Source organism: Nocardioides sp., from assembly GCF_044226765.1.
Lineage (GTDB): Bacteria > Actinomycetota > Actinomycetes > Propionibacteriales > Nocardioidaceae > Nocardioides.
This window is the reverse complement of sequence record NZ_JBGAGJ010000013.1, coordinates 44,805-63,710: the sequence shown is the minus strand read 5'-3', so window position 1 is coordinate 63,710 and position 18,906 is coordinate 44,805. Positions and strand designations below refer to the sequence as shown.

The 18,906-nt window shown below is 73.9% G+C and carries 20 protein-coding genes; 13 read left to right on the top strand and 7 right to left on the bottom strand.

Annotated elements, in window-relative coordinates:
* Positions 1 to 73: 73 nt before the first annotated feature.
* On the bottom strand, positions 74 to 1,762 hold the full coding sequence (locus tag ACILRH_RS20540) for a dolichyl-phosphate-mannose--protein mannosyltransferase (protein ID WP_395695934.1): 1,689 nt from the start codon (positions 1,760 to 1,762) through the stop codon (positions 74 to 76).
* Between the two features lies 1 nt (position 1,763).
* Here ACILRH_RS20540 and rsmI point away from each other — a divergent pair, with 1 nt between their 5' ends.
* Genes rsmI through ACILRH_RS20525 form a run of 3 tightly spaced genes read left to right on the top strand, consistent with a single transcriptional unit; the run spans position 1,764 to position 4,312 of the window.
* Positions 1,764 to 2,624: a 16S rRNA (cytidine(1402)-2'-O)-methyltransferase gene (rsmI, locus tag ACILRH_RS20535; RefSeq protein WP_395695933.1), complete on the top strand. Its 861-nt coding sequence runs from the start codon at positions 1,764 to 1,766 to the stop codon at positions 2,622 to 2,624.
* Positions 2,625 to 2,654: 30 nt separating this feature from the next.
* The gene (locus ACILRH_RS20530) at positions 2,655 to 3,491 is read left to right on the top strand and encodes an alpha/beta fold hydrolase (RefSeq protein ID WP_395695932.1); all 837 of its coding nucleotides are present in this window, start codon (positions 2,655 to 2,657) and stop codon (positions 3,489 to 3,491) included.
* Positions 3,488 to 4,312 (top strand): TatD family hydrolase, encoded by an 825-nt coding sequence (locus tag ACILRH_RS20525; RefSeq protein ID WP_395695931.1) that lies wholly within the window; start codon positions 3,488 to 3,490, stop codon positions 4,310 to 4,312. The genes ACILRH_RS20530 and ACILRH_RS20525 overlap by 4 nt, the downstream gene beginning before the upstream one ends.
* Before the next feature lie 90 nt (positions 4,313 to 4,402).
* Here the strand turns inward: ACILRH_RS20525 and ACILRH_RS20520 are convergent, their stop codons facing one another.
* The gene (locus ACILRH_RS20520) at positions 4,403 to 5,626 is read right to left on the bottom strand and encodes an alpha/beta hydrolase domain-containing protein (RefSeq protein ID WP_395695930.1); all 1,224 of its coding nucleotides are present in this window, start codon (positions 5,624 to 5,626) and stop codon (positions 4,403 to 4,405) included.
* A gap of 238 nt (positions 5,627 to 5,864) precedes the next feature.
* Between ACILRH_RS20520 and ACILRH_RS20515 the strand changes: the two genes are divergently transcribed.
* From ACILRH_RS20515 to ACILRH_RS20500, 4 genes are read left to right on the top strand one after another with little or no spacing between them, the layout of a single operon-like run.
* On the top strand, positions 5,865 to 7,082 hold the full coding sequence (locus ACILRH_RS20515) for a transglycosylase family protein (protein ID WP_395695929.1): 1,218 nt from the start codon (positions 5,865 to 5,867) through the stop codon (positions 7,080 to 7,082).
* Between the two features lie 10 nt (positions 7,083 to 7,092).
* Positions 7,093 to 7,950 carry a 16S rRNA (adenine(1518)-N(6)/adenine(1519)-N(6))-dimethyltransferase RsmA gene (gene rsmA, locus ACILRH_RS20510; protein WP_395695928.1) on the top strand — a complete coding sequence of 286 codons (858 nt, stop codon included), beginning with the start codon at positions 7,093 to 7,095 and terminating at the stop codon, positions 7,948 to 7,950.
* A complete protein-coding gene (locus ACILRH_RS20505; RefSeq protein WP_395695927.1) occupies positions 7,944 to 8,858 on the top strand; it encodes a 4-(cytidine 5'-diphospho)-2-C-methyl-D-erythritol kinase in 915 nt (304 codons plus the stop codon). The genes rsmA and ACILRH_RS20505 overlap by 7 nt, the downstream gene beginning before the upstream one ends.
* Positions 8,851 to 10,668, top strand: coding sequence for an ABC-F family ATP-binding cassette domain-containing protein (locus ACILRH_RS20500; protein WP_395695926.1), 1,818 nt, complete (start codon positions 8,851 to 8,853; stop codon positions 10,666 to 10,668). The genes ACILRH_RS20505 and ACILRH_RS20500 overlap by 8 nt, the downstream gene beginning before the upstream one ends.
* Positions 10,669 to 10,672: 4 nt before the next feature.
* Here ACILRH_RS20500 and ACILRH_RS20495 read toward each other — a convergent pair whose 3' ends face one another.
* Positions 10,673 to 11,161: a MarR family winged helix-turn-helix transcriptional regulator gene (locus ACILRH_RS20495; protein WP_395695925.1), complete on the bottom strand. Its 489-nt coding sequence runs from the start codon at positions 11,159 to 11,161 to the stop codon at positions 10,673 to 10,675.
* A gap of 65 nt (positions 11,162 to 11,226) precedes the next feature.
* Between ACILRH_RS20495 and ACILRH_RS20490 the strand changes: the two genes are divergently transcribed.
* The 3 genes from ACILRH_RS20490 to ACILRH_RS20480 are packed head-to-tail and all read left to right on the top strand — an operon-like array spanning position 11,227 to position 12,725.
* On the top strand, positions 11,227 to 12,006 hold the full coding sequence (locus ACILRH_RS20490) for a trans-aconitate 2-methyltransferase (protein WP_395695924.1): 780 nt from the start codon (positions 11,227 to 11,229) through the stop codon (positions 12,004 to 12,006).
* Positions 12,003 to 12,359, top strand: a complete 357-nt coding sequence (locus ACILRH_RS20485; RefSeq protein ID WP_395695923.1) for a VOC family protein — start codon at positions 12,003 to 12,005, stop codon at positions 12,357 to 12,359. The genes ACILRH_RS20490 and ACILRH_RS20485 overlap by 4 nt, the downstream gene beginning before the upstream one ends.
* Before the next feature lie 12 nt (positions 12,360 to 12,371).
* Positions 12,372 to 12,725, top strand: coding sequence for a hypothetical protein (locus ACILRH_RS20480; RefSeq protein WP_395695922.1), 354 nt, complete (start codon positions 12,372 to 12,374; stop codon positions 12,723 to 12,725).
* A 94-nt stretch (positions 12,726 to 12,819) separates the two neighbouring features.
* On the opposite strand, the gene ACILRH_RS20475 is transcribed toward ACILRH_RS20480, so the two are convergent.
* Positions 12,820 to 13,845 (bottom strand): phosphotransferase, encoded by a 1,026-nt coding sequence (locus ACILRH_RS20475; protein WP_395695921.1) that lies wholly within the window; start codon positions 13,843 to 13,845, stop codon positions 12,820 to 12,822.
* A gap of 223 nt (positions 13,846 to 14,068) precedes the next feature.
* On the opposite strand from ACILRH_RS20475, the gene ACILRH_RS20470 reads away from it, so the two are divergent.
* Entirely contained in the window at positions 14,069 to 14,527 is a 459-nt protein-coding gene (locus ACILRH_RS20470) for a hotdog fold domain-containing protein (RefSeq protein WP_395695920.1), read from the top strand.
* Here ACILRH_RS20470 and ACILRH_RS20465 read toward each other — a convergent pair.
* The gene (locus ACILRH_RS20465; RefSeq protein WP_395695919.1) at positions 14,511 to 15,236 is read right to left on the bottom strand and encodes a hypothetical protein; all 726 of its coding nucleotides are present in this window, start codon (positions 15,234 to 15,236) and stop codon (positions 14,511 to 14,513) included. The genes ACILRH_RS20470 and ACILRH_RS20465 overlap by 17 nt on opposite strands.
* 111 nt (positions 15,237 to 15,347) lie before the next feature.
* Here ACILRH_RS20465 and ACILRH_RS20460 point away from each other — a divergent pair, with 111 nt between their 5' ends.
* Entirely contained in the window at positions 15,348 to 16,460 is a 1,113-nt protein-coding gene (locus tag ACILRH_RS20460) for a sensor histidine kinase (RefSeq protein WP_395695918.1), read from the top strand.
* Entirely contained in the window at positions 16,457 to 17,095 is a 639-nt protein-coding gene (locus ACILRH_RS20455) for a response regulator (protein ID WP_395695917.1), read from the top strand. The genes ACILRH_RS20460 and ACILRH_RS20455 overlap by 4 nt, the downstream gene beginning before the upstream one ends.
* Before the next feature lie 6 nt (positions 17,096 to 17,101).
* Here ACILRH_RS20455 and ACILRH_RS20450 read toward each other — a convergent pair whose 3' ends face one another.
* Both ACILRH_RS20450 and ACILRH_RS20445 read right to left on the bottom strand, forming a co-directional pair.
* Complete coding sequence (locus ACILRH_RS20450; RefSeq protein WP_395695916.1) at positions 17,102 to 18,583, bottom strand: CehA/McbA family metallohydrolase; 1,482 nt, start codon at positions 18,581 to 18,583, stop codon at positions 17,102 to 17,104.
* Positions 18,580 to 18,849: a hypothetical protein gene (locus ACILRH_RS20445; protein WP_395695915.1), complete on the bottom strand. Its 270-nt coding sequence runs from the start codon at positions 18,847 to 18,849 to the stop codon at positions 18,580 to 18,582. Before ACILRH_RS20445 ends, ACILRH_RS20450 begins: the two co-directional genes overlap by 4 nt.
* Positions 18,850 to 18,906: the final 57 nt, after the last annotated feature.

Below are 18,906 nucleotides of genomic sequence, written 5' to 3'. Positions count from 1 at the left end.
CGCTTCCTCGGCCGCGCGGCTACTCGACCTGGCACCGGGATCCCTGCCTTCGCAGGCTCAGGCAGGACGGCGCTCAGATCCAGCGGGAGAACCAGATCCGGTCGAGCCACTCGCCGTGGGTCAGCAGCTGGTTGGTCCAGATCGGCCAGAACCACGCGAAGTTGGCCAGGGCCAGCACGAAGAAGGCGCCGGAGACCACGACCCCGACCGTACGGCGGAACGACGGGCCGCGCCCCGAGCCGATCAGCGTCCCCATCGCGAGCACCAGCGCCAGCACGACGAACGGCAGCGCCACGATCATGTAGTAGCTGAAGATCGGCCGGTCGTCGTACTGCAGCCAGGGCAGCCAGGTCGAGGCGACGCCGACCACGGCGACCCCCCAGCGCCAGTCCCGCGCGCCGACCCACATGGCGCAGGCCAGCAGCAGGGCCACGCAGCCGCCCCACCAGATCGTCGGGTTGCCCAGCAGCAGCACCTGCCGCAGGCAGTCGCTGCCGGCCGGCGCCCCGCAGCCGCGCGTGCCCGGCTTGATGCCGGTGTCGGCCGCGACCCCGACCGGCCGGTTGAGGAACATCCAGCCCGAGGGCTTCGAGGCGTAGGTGTGCGTCGACCCGTTCAGGAAGTGCGTGTGGAAGGTGTAGACGTCCTGGTGGTAGTACCAGAGCGACCGCAGCGACTGGGTGACCTCGCCCAGCCCGGAGGCGTCCGGCTCCGTGCGCGTCGGCCAGTCCTTGCCGCCCTGGTAGTGGGTGTACTGCGTGGCCGAGAGGTGCTCCTCGTACTGGTTCGCGTGCATCAGCCAGCCCGTCCAGGTGGCGGTGTAGACGACGCCCGCCACCAGCACCAGGTGCACGAACGCCGGTACGCCGTCGGTCAGCACCGCCTTGGGCAGCGCCCACCGCACCCCGAACGAGCGCCGGGCACCGGCCGACCAGACCCAGCAGAGGAGACCGAAGGCCCCGAGGGGATAGATCGCCTCCCACTTGGTGCCGAGCGCGAGCCCCCAGCAGACGCCCCCGGCCAGCAGCCACGGCCGGAACAGCAGCCCGCGGACCGGCCCCCAGCCGTGGCTCACCTGGGTCGGGGTGAGCCGGGCCAGCCGACCGCGGTGCCAGTCGCGGTCGGCGACGATGCAGTGCACGCCGCAGAGCACGAAGAACGCGACGAAGATGTCGAGCAGGGCCAGGCGAGACAGCACGAACTGGAGGCCGTCGAAGGCCAGCAGCAGGCCGGCGACCACGCCGAGCATCGTCGACCCGGTGATCCGGCGCGCGAACCGGCACATCACCAGGACCATCAGCGACCCCACCACCGCGGCCGACACCCGCCAGCCGAAGGGGTCCATGCCGAAGGCCTTGATCCCCAGCGCGATCAGCCACTTGCCGACCTCCGGGTGGACGATCATCTCCGGGCTGTCCTTGAAGACGCCGTGCAGCGTGGTGCCGTCCAGGATCAGCTTGTTGGCGTCGGCGGTGCCGTCGCGCTCGTAGCCGAAGTTGAGCAGCGACCAGGCGTCCTTGGCGTAGTAGGTCTCGTCGAACTCGAAGACGTGCGGCGTCCCGAGGTGCCACAACCGCAGCCCGAGCGCCAGCAGCGCGACCGCGATGCAGGCCGTCCAGCCGACGACCGGGTCCTCGAGCCGCATCCGCGCGCGGGCCCGGTCCCACGCCGACGGCACCGGCCGCCCCGTGGCCGTGCGGGAGAGTCCGACGCGCTCGGGCGGGGCCGGGGACGGAGCCTCGAGCGGCGCGGCGGTCGTCACGATGGGAGACTCTACGGTCGTGGCCTCCCGCACCGGCGTCCTCGTCCTCGCCGCGACCCCCATCGGGCGTGTCGCGGACGCGCCGCCCCGGCTCGCCGAGGAGCTTGCGACCGCCGACCTGGTCGCTGCGGAGGACACCCGCCGCCTCAAGCGGCTCACCTCCGACCTCGGCGTGACGGTCACCGGCCGGGTGGTCTCCTACTTCGAGGGCAACGAGTCGGCGCGCACCCCGGTGCTGCTCGAGGCGCTGCTGGCCGGCGAGCGGGTGCTGCTCGTGACCGACGCGGGCATGCCCAGCGTCTCGGACCCGGGCTATCGCCTCGTGGCCGCCGCGGTCGAGCACGACGTCGTCGTGACCGCCGTCCCGGGCCCGTCGGCGGTGCTCACCGCGCTGGCGGTCAGCGGCCTGCCCGTCGACCGGTTCTGCTTCGAGGGCTTCCTGCCGCGCAAGGCCGGCGAGCGAGCCCGCCGGCTCGCCGACGTCGCCGCTGACCCGCGCACGCTGGTCTTCTTCGAGGCACCCCACCGCACCGAGGCGGCGCTCGCCGCGATGGCCGAGGTGTTCGGCGCCGACCGGCCGGCGGCGGTGTGCCGCGAGCTCACCAAGACCCACGAGGAGGTACGCCGGGGGCCGCTCGCCGAGCTGGTCGCCTGGGCGGCCGACGGGGTGCGTGGCGAGGTGACGATCGTGGTCCAGGGCGCGGAGCCCCGGGCGGCGATCGACGACGACCCCGACAGCCTGCGCGCGGCGGTCGCCGACCTCGAGGCGACCGGCAGCACCCGCAAGGACGCCATCGCCGAGGTCGCCCGGCTCGCGGGGGTACCGAAGCGCGACGTCTACCACCTCATCCACGCAACCTGACTCCGCGACCTGATCTCCTGAAGGAGCCCGATGACCGACCGCATCACCACCGTCCGCAACGAGGGCCTCACGTTCGACGTGCTCGACGAGGGGCCGATCGACGGTGACCCGGTGGTGCTGCTGCACGGGTTCCCCGAGCGCAACACCACCTGGCGGCACGTCGCCCCGGTGCTGCACCAGGCCGGGCTGCGCACCCTCGCGCTCGACCAGCGCGGCTACTCACCCGGCGCGCGGCCGCGCGGCCGGTCGGCGTACCGGATGCACCACCTGGCGGGCGACGTCGTCGCGCTGATCGACGCGGTGGGCGGGCCGGTACACCTGGTCGGCCACGACTGGGGCTCGGCGGTCGGCTGGGCCGTGACGGGGCACTTCCCCGACCGGGTCCGGACCTGGACGGCGGTCTCGGTGCCGCACCCCGCCGCGTTCGCCCGCGCGCTGAAGAACCCGGCGCAGCGACACAAGTCGCGCTACATGGCCTTCTTCAACGTCCCGTTCGTGCCGGAGCTCACCGCCCGCCGCCGCGGCGGCCGGTTCGACACGAGCATGCTCAAGGCCGGCATGACCGAGGACGACGTCGCCCGGTTCCGTCGCGAGATCGTCGAGTACGGCGCGCTGCGACACGCCCTGGGCTGGTACCGCGCCCTTCCGCTGTCGGGCCGGGGCGGCACCGACTTCCAGGTGACGGTGCCCACCACGATGGTGTGGAGCACCCGGGACATCGCCATCACCCGCGAGGGGGTCGACGGCACCGAGCAGTGGGTGTCGGCGCCGTACGAGCTCGTCGTGCTCGAGGGCGTGAGCCACTGGATCCCCACCCAGGCGCCCGAGGAGCTGTCCGCCGCGATCCTGGCGCGCGTGCGCGGATGACCCGCCCGCCGGCCCCCGAGCCGCTGCCGCACCCGGTCGTCGACAACCACTGCCACCTCGACGTGGTGCGCCACGGCGACGACGACCCGGTCGCCGTGGACGAGGCGGTCGCCGCGGCCGCCGCGGTCGGGGTGACCCGGATCGTGCAGATCGGCTGCGACCTGCCCGGCGCGCGGTGGGCGGTCGAGGCGGCGCAGGCGCACGACGCGCTGGTCGCCGGGGTCGCGCTGCACCCCAACGAGGCGCCCCGGCTGGCGTCGCTGGACGACGCGATGTCCGAGATCGAGCGGCTGGCCGCCCACGACCGGGTGCGCGCGGTGGGGGAGACCGGGCTCGACCACTTCCGCACGGGCGAGGAGGGTCGCGCGGTGCAGGTCGAGTCGTTCCGCCGGCACATCGACCTGGCCAAGCGGCTGGACCGCACGCTGGTCATCCACGACCGCGACGCGCACGACGCGGTGCTGGCCGTGCTCGACGAGGAGGGCGCGCCCGAGCGTTGGGTCATGCACTGCTTCTCCGGCGACGCCGAGTTCGGCCGCCGCTGCCTGGACCGGGGCGCCCACCTGTCGTTCGCCGGCACCGTCACCTTCAAGAACGCGGCGCCGCTGCGCGAGGCGCTGGCCCTCACCCCCCGCGACCGGGTGCTGGTCGAGACCGACGCGCCGTACCTCACCCCGGTGCCGCACCGCGGCCGGACGAACGCGTCCTACCTCGTCCCGCTCACCGTCCGCGCGATGGCCGAGGTCCGCGGCGACGACCTCGGTGAGCTCTGCGCGGCGATCGACGCCAACACCGACGTCGCCTTCGGCGGGCGCTGGTAGGTCGGCGCTGTCGGTTTACCCGGTCGACCGGGTAAGCCGTTGCTTGTCGGCCAAAGTTTCGGCCGACAAGCAACGGTTTTGGCCGACAAGTCAGGGCGCCACCGGCCGCGCCTCCGCCAGCACCGCGGCCCGGTCCTCGGCGAGCACGAACCCGGCGGCGATCGCGGCGTCGGTGGCGTGCTCGTACGCCGCGAGGTACTCCTCCGGCGACGACCACCACGGCCGGGCCAGCGGCAGTGTCCGGCCGAAGAGCTCGCAGATCGGCGAGGCGCCGGCGGCGGCGTACCCCGACAGCACGTCGGCGGGCGCGTCCACGACAGGGGTGCGCACGCCGCCGCGGACGTTGCCGTGCTCGTCGAGCACGAACCGGTCGCCGTCGACCTCCAGCCGCGCCGCGGACGGGGCGGCCGGGCCGCCGCGCGCCCAGGACTCCAGCCACCGCAGGGCGGCGCGCACGACGTAGGCCTGCTGGCCGCGGTTGACCGGGTCGGGGCAGCCGAGGAACGACTCGAAGGCACCGATCTGGAAGAGGTCCGCGTGCGCGGACCCCGCCACCTCCCACACCCGGAGGAGGTCGGTGTCGGGCTGACGGGCCGGCAGGAACGCGAGCCGGCCGAACAGGTCGCCCTCGGTCTGCACCACGACGACCGGCACGCCGACGTCGCGGATCGTCGTCGGCCGGTCGGTGTGCAGGGCGCCACCACCCCGGCTGTGCACGAGGAACCCGTCGAAGAGCCCCGCCTCCTCCTGCACCAGGTCCAGGTACGTCGTGAGCGCGTACGCCGACTGCGACTCGCCGATCGCCAGTACGCACGTCGCGCCCAGATCGACGGCCAGCCCGCGCGCGACCTGCGTGTAGATGTCGAAGCACCAGGCGTCACCGGGGTGGGCCAGGTCGCCGTACCGCTCCGGGTCGATCGCTCGGAGACCCTGCAGCGCGACGCCGGTCTCGACCCGGGGTGTGCCACCCTCGACCCCGACCCGCTGGGCGGAGACGCCGGCCCACGCGTGCCCGCGCCGCACGACCTCCTCGGCCAGGTAGGTCCAGTCGGGGGCGGCGTCCTGGCCGCTGCTCACGTTGAGCCACTCCACGACCAGGGTGCCGCTGCCCCCGTCGGCCGGGCGGCGCACGACGACCCGGGTCGCGTACGGCGCGTCCCCGCTGCCGTCGTACGCCGTGGCGCGGCCGGTCGCGCGCAGCTCCTCCTCGAGGTAGCCGCGGGCGGCGAGGTCTGGACCGGGCACGGCCGCCATCAGGGAGACCCCGTTTCCGCAGGTCAGAGCGGAGAAGTCGGCGCGACGGGGTGCGGTCACGCGGCGACTTTACCGACGAGATCCTGCTCACGGAGGCGGTCGATGTGGCAGGTTCGGTTTGCAATCGAGAGGGAAGGCTGGTGCCCTGGAAGGACTTGACGGCCGGGATCGGGACTGATTCCGCCAGTGCTGGTGGCCCGCTGGGCCCCGCAGGACATCCCCCGCACGAAGCGTGACAGCCGCGCGCGTCGGGGCGCGCTGGCTCCCGAGGCCCGGGGAGAACGACGTTCGGAGAATCGTGCCCGACCTCGAGCACACGCAGGAGCACCACCAGCTCAGCCCTGACCACACGCAGCAGCTGCCGCCGGTCGACGGCCCCCCGCAGGCCGAGCCGGGCCGCCTCGCCCGCGCGCTGCGCAGCCGCCCGTTGATGATCGCCCTCGCGGGCGTGGTCGTCCTGGCGGTCGCCGGGAGCACCTGGGGCTACAGCGCGCTGAGCAAGACCGTCACCCTCTCGCTGGACGGCAAGCCGCAGGAGGTGACCGCGTTCGGCGGCACCGTCGGCGACGTGCTCGAGGCGCAGGGCGTCGAGGTGACGTCGCGTGACGTGGTCGCCCCCACGCTGGCCACGCCGGTCGAGGACGGCACGAAGATCGCGGTGCGCTTCGCCCGCCCGCTGACCCTGGACGTCGACGGCCGCAGCCAGACCTACTGGGTCACCGCGACGACCGTCTCCCGCGCGCTCGAGTCGATCGGTGACACCTACCGCGGCGCCGAGCTCTCGGCCAGCCGCGGCGGCAGCATCGACCGTGAGGGCATGACCCTGAAGGTCGTCACCCCCAAGACGCTGCACGTGGTGATCGCCGGGCACAAGCCGGTCACGAAGACCGTGACCGCGCTGACCGCCGAGGACGCGCTGCGCGAGCTCGGCGTGCGCGTCGACCAGGACGACCAGACCAAGCCGGGACGCAAGCACGTGCTGGAGGACGGTGAACGGCTGGTGTTCACCGACGTCCGGGTGGTCACCAAGCGCGTCCCGCGCGAGGTCGTGGACTACGCGACGCAGGAGCAGGACGACGACTCGATGACCGAGGGTGAGACGAGCGTGGTCCGCGAGGGCCGCACCGGCCTGCGGGACGTCACCTACCGGATCGTCTACCGCAACGGCCAGGTCAGCGTCCGCAAGGTGCTGCACCAGGAGGTCCTGCGCGCCCCCGTCTCCGAGATCGTCAAGGTCGGCACCCAGGCGCCGGCGAGCAACTTCGCCGGCGGCAGCACCGTGTGGGACGCCCTGGCCGGCTGCGAGTCCGGCGGCAACTGGGCCACCAACACCGGCAACGGCTACTACGGCGGCCTCCAGTTCAGCCTGGGCACCTGGCAGGCGTACGGCGGCAGCGGCCTGCCGAGCAACGCGAGCCGGGAGACCCAGATCGCCATCGCGACGAAGATCCGCGACGCGTCCGGCGGCTACGGCGCCTGGCCCGCCTGTGCGGCGTCGCTGGGGCTGCCTCGATAGGTTGAGCGTCATGTCGACGTCCGCGGGTCCCCGCCTCCTGGGGCCCGCGGACGTCCGTCGTCTGGCGGCGGAGCTGGACCTGCGCCCGACCAAGCAGCGCGGCCAGAACTTCGTCATCGACGCCAACACGGTCCGCCGGATCGTCCGCGAGTCGGGTGTGGGGCCGCAGGACGTCGTCGTCGAGGTCGGGCCCGGCCTGGGCTCGCTGACGCTCGCGCTCCTCGAGGTCGCGGGGCGGGTGGTCGCGATCGAGGTCGACGACAAGCTCGCCGGGCTGCTGCCGGCCACCATCGCCGAGCACGCCCCCGCCCAGGCCGACCGGTTCGAGGTCGTCCTCGCCGACGCGATGCGCGTCGAGGAGCTGCCCGGACCGCCGCCGACCGCCCTGGTCGCCAACCTGCCCTACAACGTGTCGGTGCCGGTGCTGCTGCACCTGCTCGCCCTGCTGCCTTCGCTGGAGCGCGGGCTGGTGATGGTCCAGGCGGAGGTGGCCGACCGGCTCGCCGCCGTGCCCGGCTCCAAGGTGTACGGCGTCCCGTCGGTCAAGGCCGCCTGGTACGCCGACGTTCGCCGGGCCGGCGCCATCGGCCGCAACGTCTTCTGGCCGGCGCCCAACGTCGACTCGGGCCTGGTGGCCTGGACCCGGCGCGAGCCCCCGGCCACGGCTGCCAGCCGACAGCAGGTGTTCGCGGTCGTCGACGCGGCGTTCGCCCACCGTCGCAAGGCCTTGCGCGGCGCCCTGCGGGTCCTCGCCCCGGGCGACGCCGTCGACGCCGCCCTCGCCGCCGCGGGCGTGGACCCGCTCGCACGGGGGGAGTCGCTCGCGATCGAGGACTTCGTGCGGATCGCGGAGGGGCTGCCGTGGTGACGACGGAGCTCACCGTCCGCGCTCCTGCGAAGATCAACCTCCACCTCGGTGTCGGTGCTCCGCGCCCGGACGGCTTCCACCCGCTGGTGACCGTCTACCAGGCCGTCGGCCTGTACGACGACCTGACCGTCCGCGCCGCGCCCGGCTGGGCGCTCGGCGTCGACCTGCCGGACTGGATGCCGGCGGGCGTCGTACCCACCGGGGGCGCCAACATCGTCGACCGCGCGGCCGCGCTGCTCGCCGAGCACCATGGCGTCGTGCGGTCCGGTGAGGTGCACGTCGCCAAGGCCATCCCGGTTGCCGGCGGGATGGCCGGTGGGTCGGCCGACGCCGCCGCGGCCCTCGTGGCGCTCGACCGGCTGTGGGGACTCCACACGCCCGACGACGAGATGCTGGCGCTGGCCGCGCAGCTCGGCAGCGACGTGCCGTTCGCGCTGCTCGGCGGCACGGCGCTCGGCACCGGGCGCGGCGAGCTGGTCGAGCCGGTCACCGACCGCGGCACCTGGTGGTGGGTGGTCGTCCCGGCCGAGACCGGGCTGTCGACGCCGTCGGTCTACCGGCACTTCGACGAGATGTTCCCGGACGCGCCGGCGGAGCCGGTGCCGGCCGACGCTCTGCTGCGCGCGCTCGCCGAGGGCGACCCCTGGGCGCTGGCCGACGCCCTGCACAACGACCTCGAGGCGCCCGCCGTCGACCTGCGCCCGGAGCTGGGCGAGCTCATCGAGCGCGGCGAGGCGGCCGGTGCGCTGCGCGGCATCGTCTCCGGCTCCGGTCCGACCTGCGTCTTCCTCTGCGGGTCGGCCGACCACGCCCGTGCGCTCGCCGCCGACCTGACCGACCCGGCGCACCCGGTCGTGCTCGCCGCCAACGGCCCTGTCGCGGGCGCCCATCTGGTCTCCTATGCCTGAGGTCCGCCCGAACCTGGTCAACCTCGAGCGGGTGTCGAAGTCGTTCGGCATCCGCCCGCTGCTGACCGATGTCTCCCTCGGCATCGGCGCCGGCGAGCGGATCGGCATCGTCGGCCGCAACGGCGACGGCAAGACCACGTTGCTGGAGGTGATGACGGGGCTGCAGGAGCCGGACTCCGGACGGGTCTCGCGCCAGCGCGGCCTGCTGGTCGGCTACCTCCACCAGGGCGACCGGCTCGAGGACACCCACTCCGTGCGCGAGGCCGTGCTCGGCGGTCGGTCGGACCACGAGTGGGCCGCCGACCCCCGCACCCGCGAGGTGGTCGAGGAGCTGCTCGCCGACGTCGAGCTCGACCGCGCCGTCCTCGGTCTCTCGGGAGGCGAGCGCCGGCGGTGCGCCCTGGCCGCGCTCCTGCTCGACGACCACGACCTGGTCGTGCTCGACGAGCCCACCAACCACCTCGACGTCGAGGCGGTCGCCTGGCTCGCCGCGCACCTCGCGAGCCGGCCGTCCGCGCTGGTCGTGGTCACCCACGACCGCTGGTTCCTCGACGCGGTCTGCCAGTGGACGTGGGAGGTGCACGACGGGGTGGTCGACGCCTACGAGGGCGGCTACGCGGCGTTCGTGCTGGCCAAGGCGGAGCGCCAGCGCCAGGCCGCCGCCTCGGAGGTACGCCGGCAGAACCTGGTCCGCAAGGAGCTGGCCTGGTTGCGGCGCGGGGCGCCGGCCCGCACGTCGAAGCCCAAGTTCCGCATCGACGCCGCTACCGCGCTCATCGAGGACGTGCCGCCGCCACGGGACCGGATGGAGCTGCAGCGCTTCGCGACGCAGCGGCTGGGCAAGGACGTCATCGATGTCGAGGACGTCGACCTGGTGCGCGGCGACCGGAGGCTGCTCACGCACGCGACCTGGCGGCTGGGGCCCGGCGACCGGGTCGGGATCGTCGGTGTCAACGGCGCCGGCAAGACCTCGGTGCTGGCGATGCTGTCCGGCGACCTCGCGCCGACCGCCGGGCGGGTGCGCCTGGGTCGCACCGTGGCGCTGGAGCACCTCACCCAGCAGCTCGACCCCGTGTCGCTGGGCCAGGGAGACCCCGAGGCCCGGGTGCTGCCGACCGTCGAGTCGATCCGCCGGGTGACCCGGACCGTCGACGGCGAGATCACCGCGACCGCGATGCTCGAACGGTTCGGCTTCACCGGCGACCGGCTGACCGCCCGGATCGCCGACCTCTCCGGCGGCGAGCGGCGCCGCTTCCAGCTGCTGCGGCTGCTGCTCACCGAGCCCAACGTGCTGCTCCTCGACGAGCCGACCAACGACCTCGACATCGAGACCCTCACCGTCCTGGAGGACTTCCTCGACGGCTGGCCCGGCACCCTGGTCGTCGTCTCCCACGACCGCTACTTCCTCGAGCGGGTCACCGACTCGGTCTGGGCGCTGCTCGGCGACGGGCAGATCTCGATGCTGCCGCGGGGCGTCGACGAGTACCTGGAGTGGCGTTCCCGTTCAATTGAACGCCCAGCACCCGCCGCGGAGCCGGTTCCGGTGCCTGAGCGTTCAATTGCGCCGGAGACGACGCCCAAGGCCAAGGCGGGGAGCGCGGAGGAGCGGACGGCACGCAAGACCCTGGCCCGCCTCGACAAGCAGCTCGAACGGATCGCCGAGCAGGAGGCCGCGCTCAACGCCGAGGTGCTCGAGCACGCCCAGGACTACGAGCGGCTCGCCGAGCTCTCGGCCCGGCTGAGCGAGCTCGCGGCCGAGAAGGACGAGCTCGAGCTGGAGTGGCTGGAGGCCGCCGAGGTGCTGGAGTAGGCGCTCAGTCCGCGAACGGGGCGAGCAGGGTGCGCAGCAGGCCCGCGAGCCGGGTGCGGTCGCGGTCGGGCAGCCCGGCGAGGAAGGTCTGCTCGGCCTCGAGCAGCGCACCGAAGGCGGTGTCGACCGCGGCCTTGCCCTCCGGGGTGAGCCGCACGAGCACCCCGCGCCGGTCGCGCGGGTCGGGCAGCCGCTCCACCAGCCCCCGCGCGGCGAGCCGGTCGACCCGGTTGGTCATCGTCCCGCTCGTCACCAGCGTCTCGCGCAGCAGCCGGCCGGGGGAGAGCTCGTACGGCGACCCGGCCCGTCGCAGCGCGGCCAGCACGTCGAACTCCCACGACTCCACCTGGGCGGCCGTGAAGGCGTCGCGGCGGGCCAGGTCGAGGTGTCGGGAGAGCCTGCTGATCCGGCTGAAGACCTCGACCGGCGCGAGGTCGAGGTCGGGGCGCTCGCGCGCCCAGGCGTCGACCAGCTCGTCGACCTCGTCCCGCATGGGACCAGCATAACCGACCCGTCGAGAATCTTGACATCAAGATAAATGCGACGCACGATGGCGCCATGGCGCACACCTGGGATCCCGACCACTACCTGGCCTTCGCCGACCAGCGCGGCCGGCCGTTCGTCGAGCTGGTCGCCCGGGTCGGTGCGACCTCCCCGCGGACGGTCGTCGACCTGGGCTGTGGTCCGGGCAACCTGACCGCGCTGCTCGCGGACCGGTGGCCGGCGGCCGGCGTCGTGGGTCTGGACTCCAGCCCCGAGATGATCGCGTCCGCGCGTGCGGCCGGGGCGCGGGCCGCCTTCGAGGTCGCGGACCTGCGGGACTGGACGCCCCCGGCACCGGTCGACGTGCTGGTCTCCAACGCGACGTTGCAGTGGGTGCCCGGCCACCTCGAGCTGCTGCCGCGCCTGGTCGGGCACGTCGCCCCCGGTGGGTGGTTCGCGTTCCAGGTGCCGGGCAACTTCGACCAGCCGAGCCACACGCTCCGCGCGGCGCTGGCCGCCGAGGAGCCGTACGCCGAGCACACCCGGGGTGTCGCCGTGCCGGCCAGCCACGACCCGGCCGACTACCTCGACGCGCTCGCGGGGCTCGGGTGCGAGGTGGACGCGTGGGAGACGACGTACCTGCACGTCCTCACCGGCCCGGACCCCGTCTTCACCTGGGTCACCGGCACCGGCGCGCGACCGACCCTGCAGGCGCTGCCCGACGACCTGCGCCCGGGGTTCGAGCGGGAGCTGCGCCGGCGGCTCGCGGCGGCGTACCCCGAGCGCCCGTCCGGCGTGGTGCTGCCGTTCCGCCGGGTCTTCGTGGTCGCCCGGGTGCCCGAGGCCGTCGCATGAGGCTCCACCACGTCCAGGTCGCCTGCCCGCGCGGCGGCGAGGACGCCGCCCGCAGGTTCTGGGTCGACGGGCTCGGCATGACCGAGGTCGAGAAGCCGGCCGCCCTGCGCGGTCGCGGCGGCGCCTGGTTCCGCCGGGGAGCGGCCGAGGTGCACGTCGGGGTCGAGGAGCCGTTCGCCCCGGCGCGCAAGGCCCATCCAGCGCTGGTGGTGGACGACCTCGACACCGTCGGGTCGCGGCTGGCCGCGCTCGGCTTCGAGGTGGACTGGACCGACCGGCACACATTTCCGGGGTGGGAGCGCTGCCACGCCTTCGACGCCCACGGCAACCGGGTCGAGCTGCTCGGGGTGTGACACGCTGACGGAGTGGACGCCGACTCAGCCCAGCAGACCTGCTCGTTCTGCGGGGAGGCGGGCCGGCGCGACCAGGCGATGGTCGGCGGTCTGGGCGCCTTCATGTGCGGCAGCTGCCTGGACTACTACGCGGGCGTGGTCGCGGACTACCGCGCGACCGGGGTCGAGGTCCCGCCGCCCTGGCACACCATGTCGGACGCCGACCTGCTGGGGAAGCTGCCGCTGATCGCGCAGACCGGCGCCCAGGTCGACCGCTTCCTGGCCGACTGGGTCGCGATGCTGCGCACCCGCGAGATCTCCTGGGCCGAGATCGGCCGGGCGCTCGGGGTCTCGCGCCAGGCCGCGTGGGAGCGGTTCACCGGCTGAGGCGTGCCGGGTGACACGGCGGCCCGGTCGCGGCGTACCCCCGTGCCCGCCGCGCCGAGCCGCCGTCAGGGTCACCCTGACAAAGGCGGGGCCGTCATGACAAGTCGTCATCCACGAGCCGGAGCGTGCCCAGCTCCCTGATCGCGGTGCACGCGCGCCTCACCATCGCCGCGAACATCCGGTCGCCGCGCTCGGTCCGGGCGCCGTACGCGCACCCGAAGACCGCCACGAGCGGGCCCTGCAACATCGCGAAGACGTAGTCGTCGAAGGCCTGGTCGAGGTCGTAGCCGGTGACGCCGTACGCCGTGAGCGCCTGGTGGTACGCCGCCACGAGGTCGCGCTCGTGCGCACGCCGGTCAGCGGGCTCGAGGCCGGTCCCGAGGAAGAACGCCAGGTCGCGGGCCGGCAACGCCAGGCTGAGCGTCTGGAAGTCCACGGCGACGACGCCCTCGGTGCCGTCGGCCGGGAACATCAGGTTGTCCAGCCGGTAGTCGCCGTGGACGAGCGCGAACCGCTCGGAGCGGGCGAGGGCCCACCGCTCGCACACCGCCACGCAGGCGCGCAGCGTCGCCGCGTCCTCGGCGCTGACGAGGTCGCCGAGGATGTCGATGAACTGCTCGGTGGCCGGGCCGTAGAGCTCGGCCAGCAGGGCGGCGTCCTCGGGCCCGTTGAGGGAGAGTCCGTCGACCTCGAGCAGGGTCGGGTCGCTCCAGCGTGGCCCGTGCAGCCCGGCCAGGTTGGTCACCGCGTCCCGGGCCTGAGCTGCCGTGCACCCGGCCAGCTGGTCACCGGGGCGGTGCGCCGCGAGGTCCTCCAGGAGCAGCACGAAGTCGCCGGAGTCGGTCGCCATCTCCGCGTGATGGCACACAGGTACCCGGCTGGCGACCGTCGCGGCCAGCTCCCGGTAGAACCGGACCTCGGCGCGGTAGACCCCCGCCATCAGGTCGCGCGCCGCGGGGTCCTCGGCGGGGAGCTTGGCCAGCACCGAGCGGTCACCGTCCATCCGGAGCCGGAAGCAGGTGCCGATCTGGCCGGTGCCGACCCGCTCGGCGCTGACCTTACGGACCTCGGTCCCCAGCGCCTCCGACAGCCAGGCCGGGGTGATGGCATCGATCCTCATCGCCGGGCCGCCCGCCGGGCAGGCTGGTAGAACGTGTTCTCCCTCACGGGGACGAACCGTAGCGGCTCCACCCGGTCAGGCTCTTCTGGACGTTGTCGGCCGTTGCAACCCCTGACAACGTCATGCAGAGCCTGACAACCCCGGATGAATCCCCGGCTGACCGGGGATTCATCCACCCCGCCGCCCTGGCGCGACAAGTTACCGACGGGTAGGGTCGGGCGGCATGAGCCAGGTCCTCAGCCTCTGGAACACCACTCACCGCATCCCGCTGGGCGAGCGGCTCTTCTCCCGGCTGTTCACGCTCAAGGCGCCGTACTTCGCCTCCATCCGGCCGCGCTTCACCGTCGTGGAGCCGAACCACGCCGAGCTGGTCATCCCCGACCGGCGCGGGGTGCACAACCACCTCGGGACCGTGCACGCGATCGCGCTGTGCAACGGCCTCGAGGGAGCGATGGGCGCGTTGGCCGAGGCGAGCGTCCCCGCGGACAAGCGGTGGATCCCGAAGGGGATGGAGGTCGCCTACACCGCCAAGGCGGCCGGCGACGTCACCTGCATCGCCGAGACCGACCCGGAGCAGTGGGCCGGCGAGGGCGACCTGCCGGTCCGGGTCCGCGGGGAGCTGGCCGACGGCACGGTCGTCGTCGAGGGCGTCATCCGGCTGTGGGTCACGCCGCGGCGGTGAGGTCGAGCGGTCGCCGCAGCCAGTGCCACGCCAGCGCGCCGATCCAGAGCTCGTAGGCCAGGCTGCTCAGCGCCAGCAGCGGGAAGACGCTGCCGCTGACCAGCGTCGCGGTGCCCACGAGGCTGACCACGGCGATCGCGGTGCCGGTGCGCTGCAGCCACGTGGCCTCTCCGACCATCCGCAGGGCCAGCACGATCGCGAGCACCAGGAAGATCCGGGGGAGCGCGGAGAAGGCCAGGGAGTACGGCGCGACCGCGTCCCAGCCCGCGAGCAGTCGCGGGTCGGTGCCCTGGTCCGCCGTCTCGAGGGCGACATCGTGGAGCACGGCGGCGTAGGGCCAGACGAGCGAGAGCAGGGTGCCCGCGGCCAGGGCGACGGTCGCCAGGGCGCCGGTCGAGTCGGCGCGCCGCAGCCGCGCGTGCACGGCTCCGAGGAAGCCCAGCAGCAGCACGCCGGCGACCATGAAGACGTAGTTGCCGACCCGGTAGGCGTCGGCAGCGTCCAGGACGTGCTGGCCCCACACGAGCGGGTCGCCGCCCGGCCGCCCCGCCCTCGGCAGCACGAAGATGCTCATGCCGACCATGACGGTGAGCTGGCAGACGGTGAAGGCGAGTCCGAACCAGGTGCTGACGCGGACCACGTCGGGACCCGCCGCGCGGGCGGGTGAGGAGGTGGGGGAGGTGGTGGTGGAGGTGTCGAGAACAGTCATGCGGAGGACCGTACGAAGGCCGGCCCGGCCGCCACATCGACCACTGGGCGGGTCCACCGATCAGCCCCTGGGCTGACGCCGCGAGGCCGTCGGGGCACTTACGCTGCCCGCGTGACCCCCACCGCCGGCCGCCTGGGCGCGAACCGCGCCGACGCCCTGCTCGCGGCCGTCATCGGCGCCGCCGGGCTGGCGCAGGTCGTCATCTGGCCGATCGGGCACCCGCTGGTCGGGCCGGCGTACGTCGTCGCGACGACCGCCCCGCTGGCCTGGCGTCGGACCCGGCCGGTCGCCTCCTCGGTCGTCTCCACGCTCCCGTGGTTCGTGCCGACCGACGGCTACCCGCTGCTGGGGTTCGTCGTGGTCGTGCTCCAGTTCTTCGCCCTCGGCAGCTGGGGCCGGCCCGACCGGGCCCTGGTCGCCGCGAGCGGCTGGGCGGTGGTCGCGACGGTCGTCGGGACCCTGCTGGGCCCCGAGCCGCCCGTCGCCGCGATCGGCGCCGCCCTCGCCGTCGCCGGCCCCGTGCTCGCCGGCCGCCTCGTGTCCCACCTGCGCGCGCAGAACGCCGAGCTCGACCGGCTCGCGGCCCGGCTGCGGGAGGAGCGGGAGCGGGCCGAGGAGACGGCCGTCGAGCTCGAGCGAGCCCGCATCGCCCAGGAGCTGCACGACGTCGTCGGTCACGAGGTGACCCTGATCTCGGTGCAGGCCGAGGCCGCCGCCGTGGCGCTCCGGCTCGCGCCGGAGCGGGCCGTCGAGCCCGTCGAGGCCATCCGGGAGACCGCCCACCGGACGCTCGCGGAGATGCGCGGGGTCCTCGACGTGCTCTCGGCCGAGGACGGCGTGCGCGGCGCGACCGACGACCTCGCCGAGGTCGCGCGCCGTGCCGCCCGGGCCGGGATCCCGAACACCCTGTCCGTCGCGGGCGCCCCGGAGCCCCGGGACGAGCAGGCCCGGCTCGCGGTCAACCGGGTGGTGCGCGAGTGCCTCACCAACGCCGGCCGCCACGCCCCGGGCACGCCGGTCGCCATCGACGTCGCCTGGACGCCCGACCGCGTCCGGGTCCAGGCGGTCAACGACACCGCCCTGGGAGCCGTTCCCGCTCCGGGCCGCGGGCTCGCCGGGATGCGGCACCGCGCCGAGCTGCTGCGCGGCGAGCTCGAGGTCGCCGTACGCGACGGGCGGTTCACCGTCCGGCTCGAGCTGCCGCGGGCGGAGGCCCCGTCGTGACCCGCGTGCTGCTGGTCGACGACCAGGACCTGGTGCGCCAGGGGCTCCGGCTGATCCTCGAGCTCGCCGGCCTCGAGGTGGTGGCGGAGGCCCGTGACGGTGCCGAGGCGGTCGCCGCGGTCGCCGCGCACCGCCCCGACGTGGTGCTCATGGACCTGCGGATGCCCGGCATGGACGGCATCGAGGCGACCCGTCGGATCGTCGCGTCCGGAGCCGAGTCCCGGGTGGTCGCCCTGACCACGTTCGACCTCGACGAGCACGTCGTCGACGCCCTGCGGGCAGGCGCGGTGGGGTTCCTCCTCAAGGACGTCACCGCGGACGACCTGGTCGCAGCGGTACGCCGTGCCGCCGGCGGCGAACCGGTGGTCGCACCGGCCGTCCTCGCGCGCCTGATGGCCGGCTTCGCGGCGCGGCCGCCCGCCGGCGTACCGCCGCGCGGCTTCGCCGACCTGAGCGAGCGGGAGCGGGAGGTGCTGGCCCTGGTCGGCGCCGGCCGCTCGAACGCCGAGATCGCGGCCGAGCTGGTGATCAGCATGGCCACGGTCAAGACCCACGTGCGGCACATCTTCGCCAAGCTCGACCTGCGCGACCGAGCCCAGGCCGTCGTCGCCGCCCGGGACGCAGGGCTGGTCTGACCCCCCTCAGGTCAAGAAGATCGGGTTGGTCATCGCCACCATCGTCAGGTTCGCGGGCGGCCCGCCGTTGCGGCGTACCTCGGCGCGCACGAACGCGGTGCCGCCCGGCACGGTGGCGTCCAGGGTGATGGTGCCGTCCTCGAGCGCGGACGCCGACCCGTAGGTCACCGCGTCGCCGGGGCCGATCAGGGTCGCGGTGCAGCCCGGCACGCCGCTCACGTGCAGGTGGACGGCGACCTCGTCGCCGTCTCCGCTCGGCACGTGGTCGCCGCACTCACCGGTGACGTCGCCGAGGGTGGCGGTGAAGGCCAGGTCCACCGCCGAGGACTCGGCGATCCACGAGTGACCGCCCCGCAGCGCGCCGATGACCGCGGCCGTGGACAGGGTCTCGGCCCGCACCACGTTGTGTGGGAGCCCCACGGTCTGGCTCTGCTTGTGGGTGTCGGAGTTGCCCAGGGCGGGCTTGAAGGTGCCCGCGCTGAGCAGCGCGTGCCAGCTCTTGACGGTGAGGTTGTCGAAGTAGTCCCAGGACGCGTTCCAGACCTCGACGGCGTCCATCTCGGCGAAGTCCGCGCCGAAGTCCCACCGGATCGACGGCACCGCGATGCTCGGGTGGGCCGCGACGGACAGGCCGCCGAGGTCGCGGACCTGCTGGGTGAACCGGGCGAGCCGGTGGTCCTCGGGCCGGTAGCGCCAGTCGATCCAGGTGGCGGCCGGGATGCCGGTCGCGAGCCAGTGCCCGGCCCGCGTGGTCACCTCCTCACCGTCGATGACCAGGAAGTCGTCCGGGACGTACCTGCCCCAGGTGCGGGTCGCCGAGCTCGTGTTGTGCTCCGCGGTGCCGAGGAAGTCCAGGCCCGCCGCCCGGGCGTACCTGAGCACCTCGGGCTGGGTCTGGGAGCCGTCGGAGTGGACGGTGTGCACGTGCAGGTCGCCGCGGTACCACCCCGCACCGGTGTCGGGCACGGCGGTGGGGGCCGGGTCCGGCTGGAAACGGGGGTCCTGCCGGCCGAAGAGCAGCGTGACCGTCACCTCGTAGGGGACCCGGGAGACGATCTGGTACGGCCCGAGCGCGACCCGCCAGCGGCCGGGGGTGATCGAGCCCGCGAGGTAGCCGGGCGTCGCCGACCCGCGGCTGATCCGGAACGACGTCCGCGCGCCGCCCGACCAGCCGCGGAAGCCGGCCGCGTTGCCGAGGCCGGCCCCGGAGGGGTCGAAGATCCCGATGTCGATCACGTTCTTGCTGTAGCCCGGTCCGGGGAGCGGGTCGGGGTAGGTGTAGCGGACCCGGATCTCGCGCACCCCGCGCGGCACGTCGAAGGGGAGGTAGTACCAGTCCGCCTTGGTGGCTGCGGTGAACGCGCCCTTGAACCGCTTGGTGACCGTCGAGCCGGCCTCGGCCGGGTCGAACGTGAGGGCCGCCGCGGTGGACGCGACGCCGACCCCGCCCAGCAGGAGGGCGCGGCGGTCCAGGTGCAGGCCCGTCATCGAGGCGACCTCGCGGTTCGGCGGTCCAGCCGGCCGTGGTGGCTCTGGGTCGACATGATCGAGCGGTTGCTCTGGTGGCTCATGATCGAGCGGGTGCTCTGGGAGGAGAGCAGCGAGCCGACGGACAGGAACGACCCGACCGAGAAGGCCGACAGCGCCGAGCCGATGCTCCCGACGGAGGCGAAGGAGCCGATGCTGCCGATCGAGAGGATCGACCCCTCGGAGCAGATCGACAGGATCGAGTTGTGGGAACGCCAGGACAGCACGGTCGGACTCTAGCCGCGCTTTTCGGGTGGCGCGGGCGGTCGCCGTACTCTTGTCGA

What these genes read in the sequence shown, in the direction of transcription:
- ACILRH_RS20530 (WP_395695932.1), top strand. Translation starts at nt 2,655, where the DNA reads ATGACCGACCGCATCACCACCGTCCGCAACGAGGGCCTCACGTTCGAC.
- ACILRH_RS20495 (WP_395695925.1), bottom strand. Translation starts at nt 11,161, where the DNA reads ATGCGGGACGAGGTCGACGAGCTGGTCGACGCCTGGGCGCGCGAGCGC.
- ACILRH_RS20475 (WP_395695921.1), bottom strand. Translation starts at nt 13,845, where the DNA reads ATGAGGATCGATGCCATCACCCCGGCCTGGCTGTCGGAGGCGCTGGGG.
- ACILRH_RS20470 (WP_395695920.1), top strand. Translation starts at nt 14,069, where the DNA reads ATGAGCCAGGTCCTCAGCCTCTGGAACACCACTCACCGCATCCCGCTG.
- ACILRH_RS20485 (WP_395695923.1), top strand. Translation starts at nt 12,003, where the DNA reads ATGAGGCTCCACCACGTCCAGGTCGCCTGCCCGCGCGGCGGCGAGGAC.
- ACILRH_RS20500 (WP_395695926.1), top strand. Translation starts at nt 8,851, where the DNA reads ATGCCTGAGGTCCGCCCGAACCTGGTCAACCTCGAGCGGGTGTCGAAG.
- rsmA (WP_395695928.1), top strand. Translation starts at nt 7,093, where the DNA reads ATGTCGACGTCCGCGGGTCCCCGCCTCCTGGGGCCCGCGGACGTCCGT.
- ACILRH_RS20450 (WP_395695916.1), bottom strand. Translation starts at nt 18,583, where the DNA reads ATGACGGGCCTGCACCTGGACCGCCGCGCCCTCCTGCTGGGCGGGGTC.
- rsmI (WP_395695933.1), top strand. Translation starts at nt 1,764, where the DNA reads ATGGGAGACTCTACGGTCGTGGCCTCCCGCACCGGCGTCCTCGTCCTC.
- ACILRH_RS20525 (WP_395695931.1), top strand. Translation starts at nt 3,488, where the DNA reads ATGACCCGCCCGCCGGCCCCCGAGCCGCTGCCGCACCCGGTCGTCGAC.
- ACILRH_RS20465 (WP_395695919.1), bottom strand. Translation starts at nt 15,236, where the DNA reads ATGACTGTTCTCGACACCTCCACCACCACCTCCCCCACCTCCTCACCC.
- ACILRH_RS20490 (WP_395695924.1), top strand. Translation starts at nt 11,227, where the DNA reads ATGGCGCACACCTGGGATCCCGACCACTACCTGGCCTTCGCCGACCAG.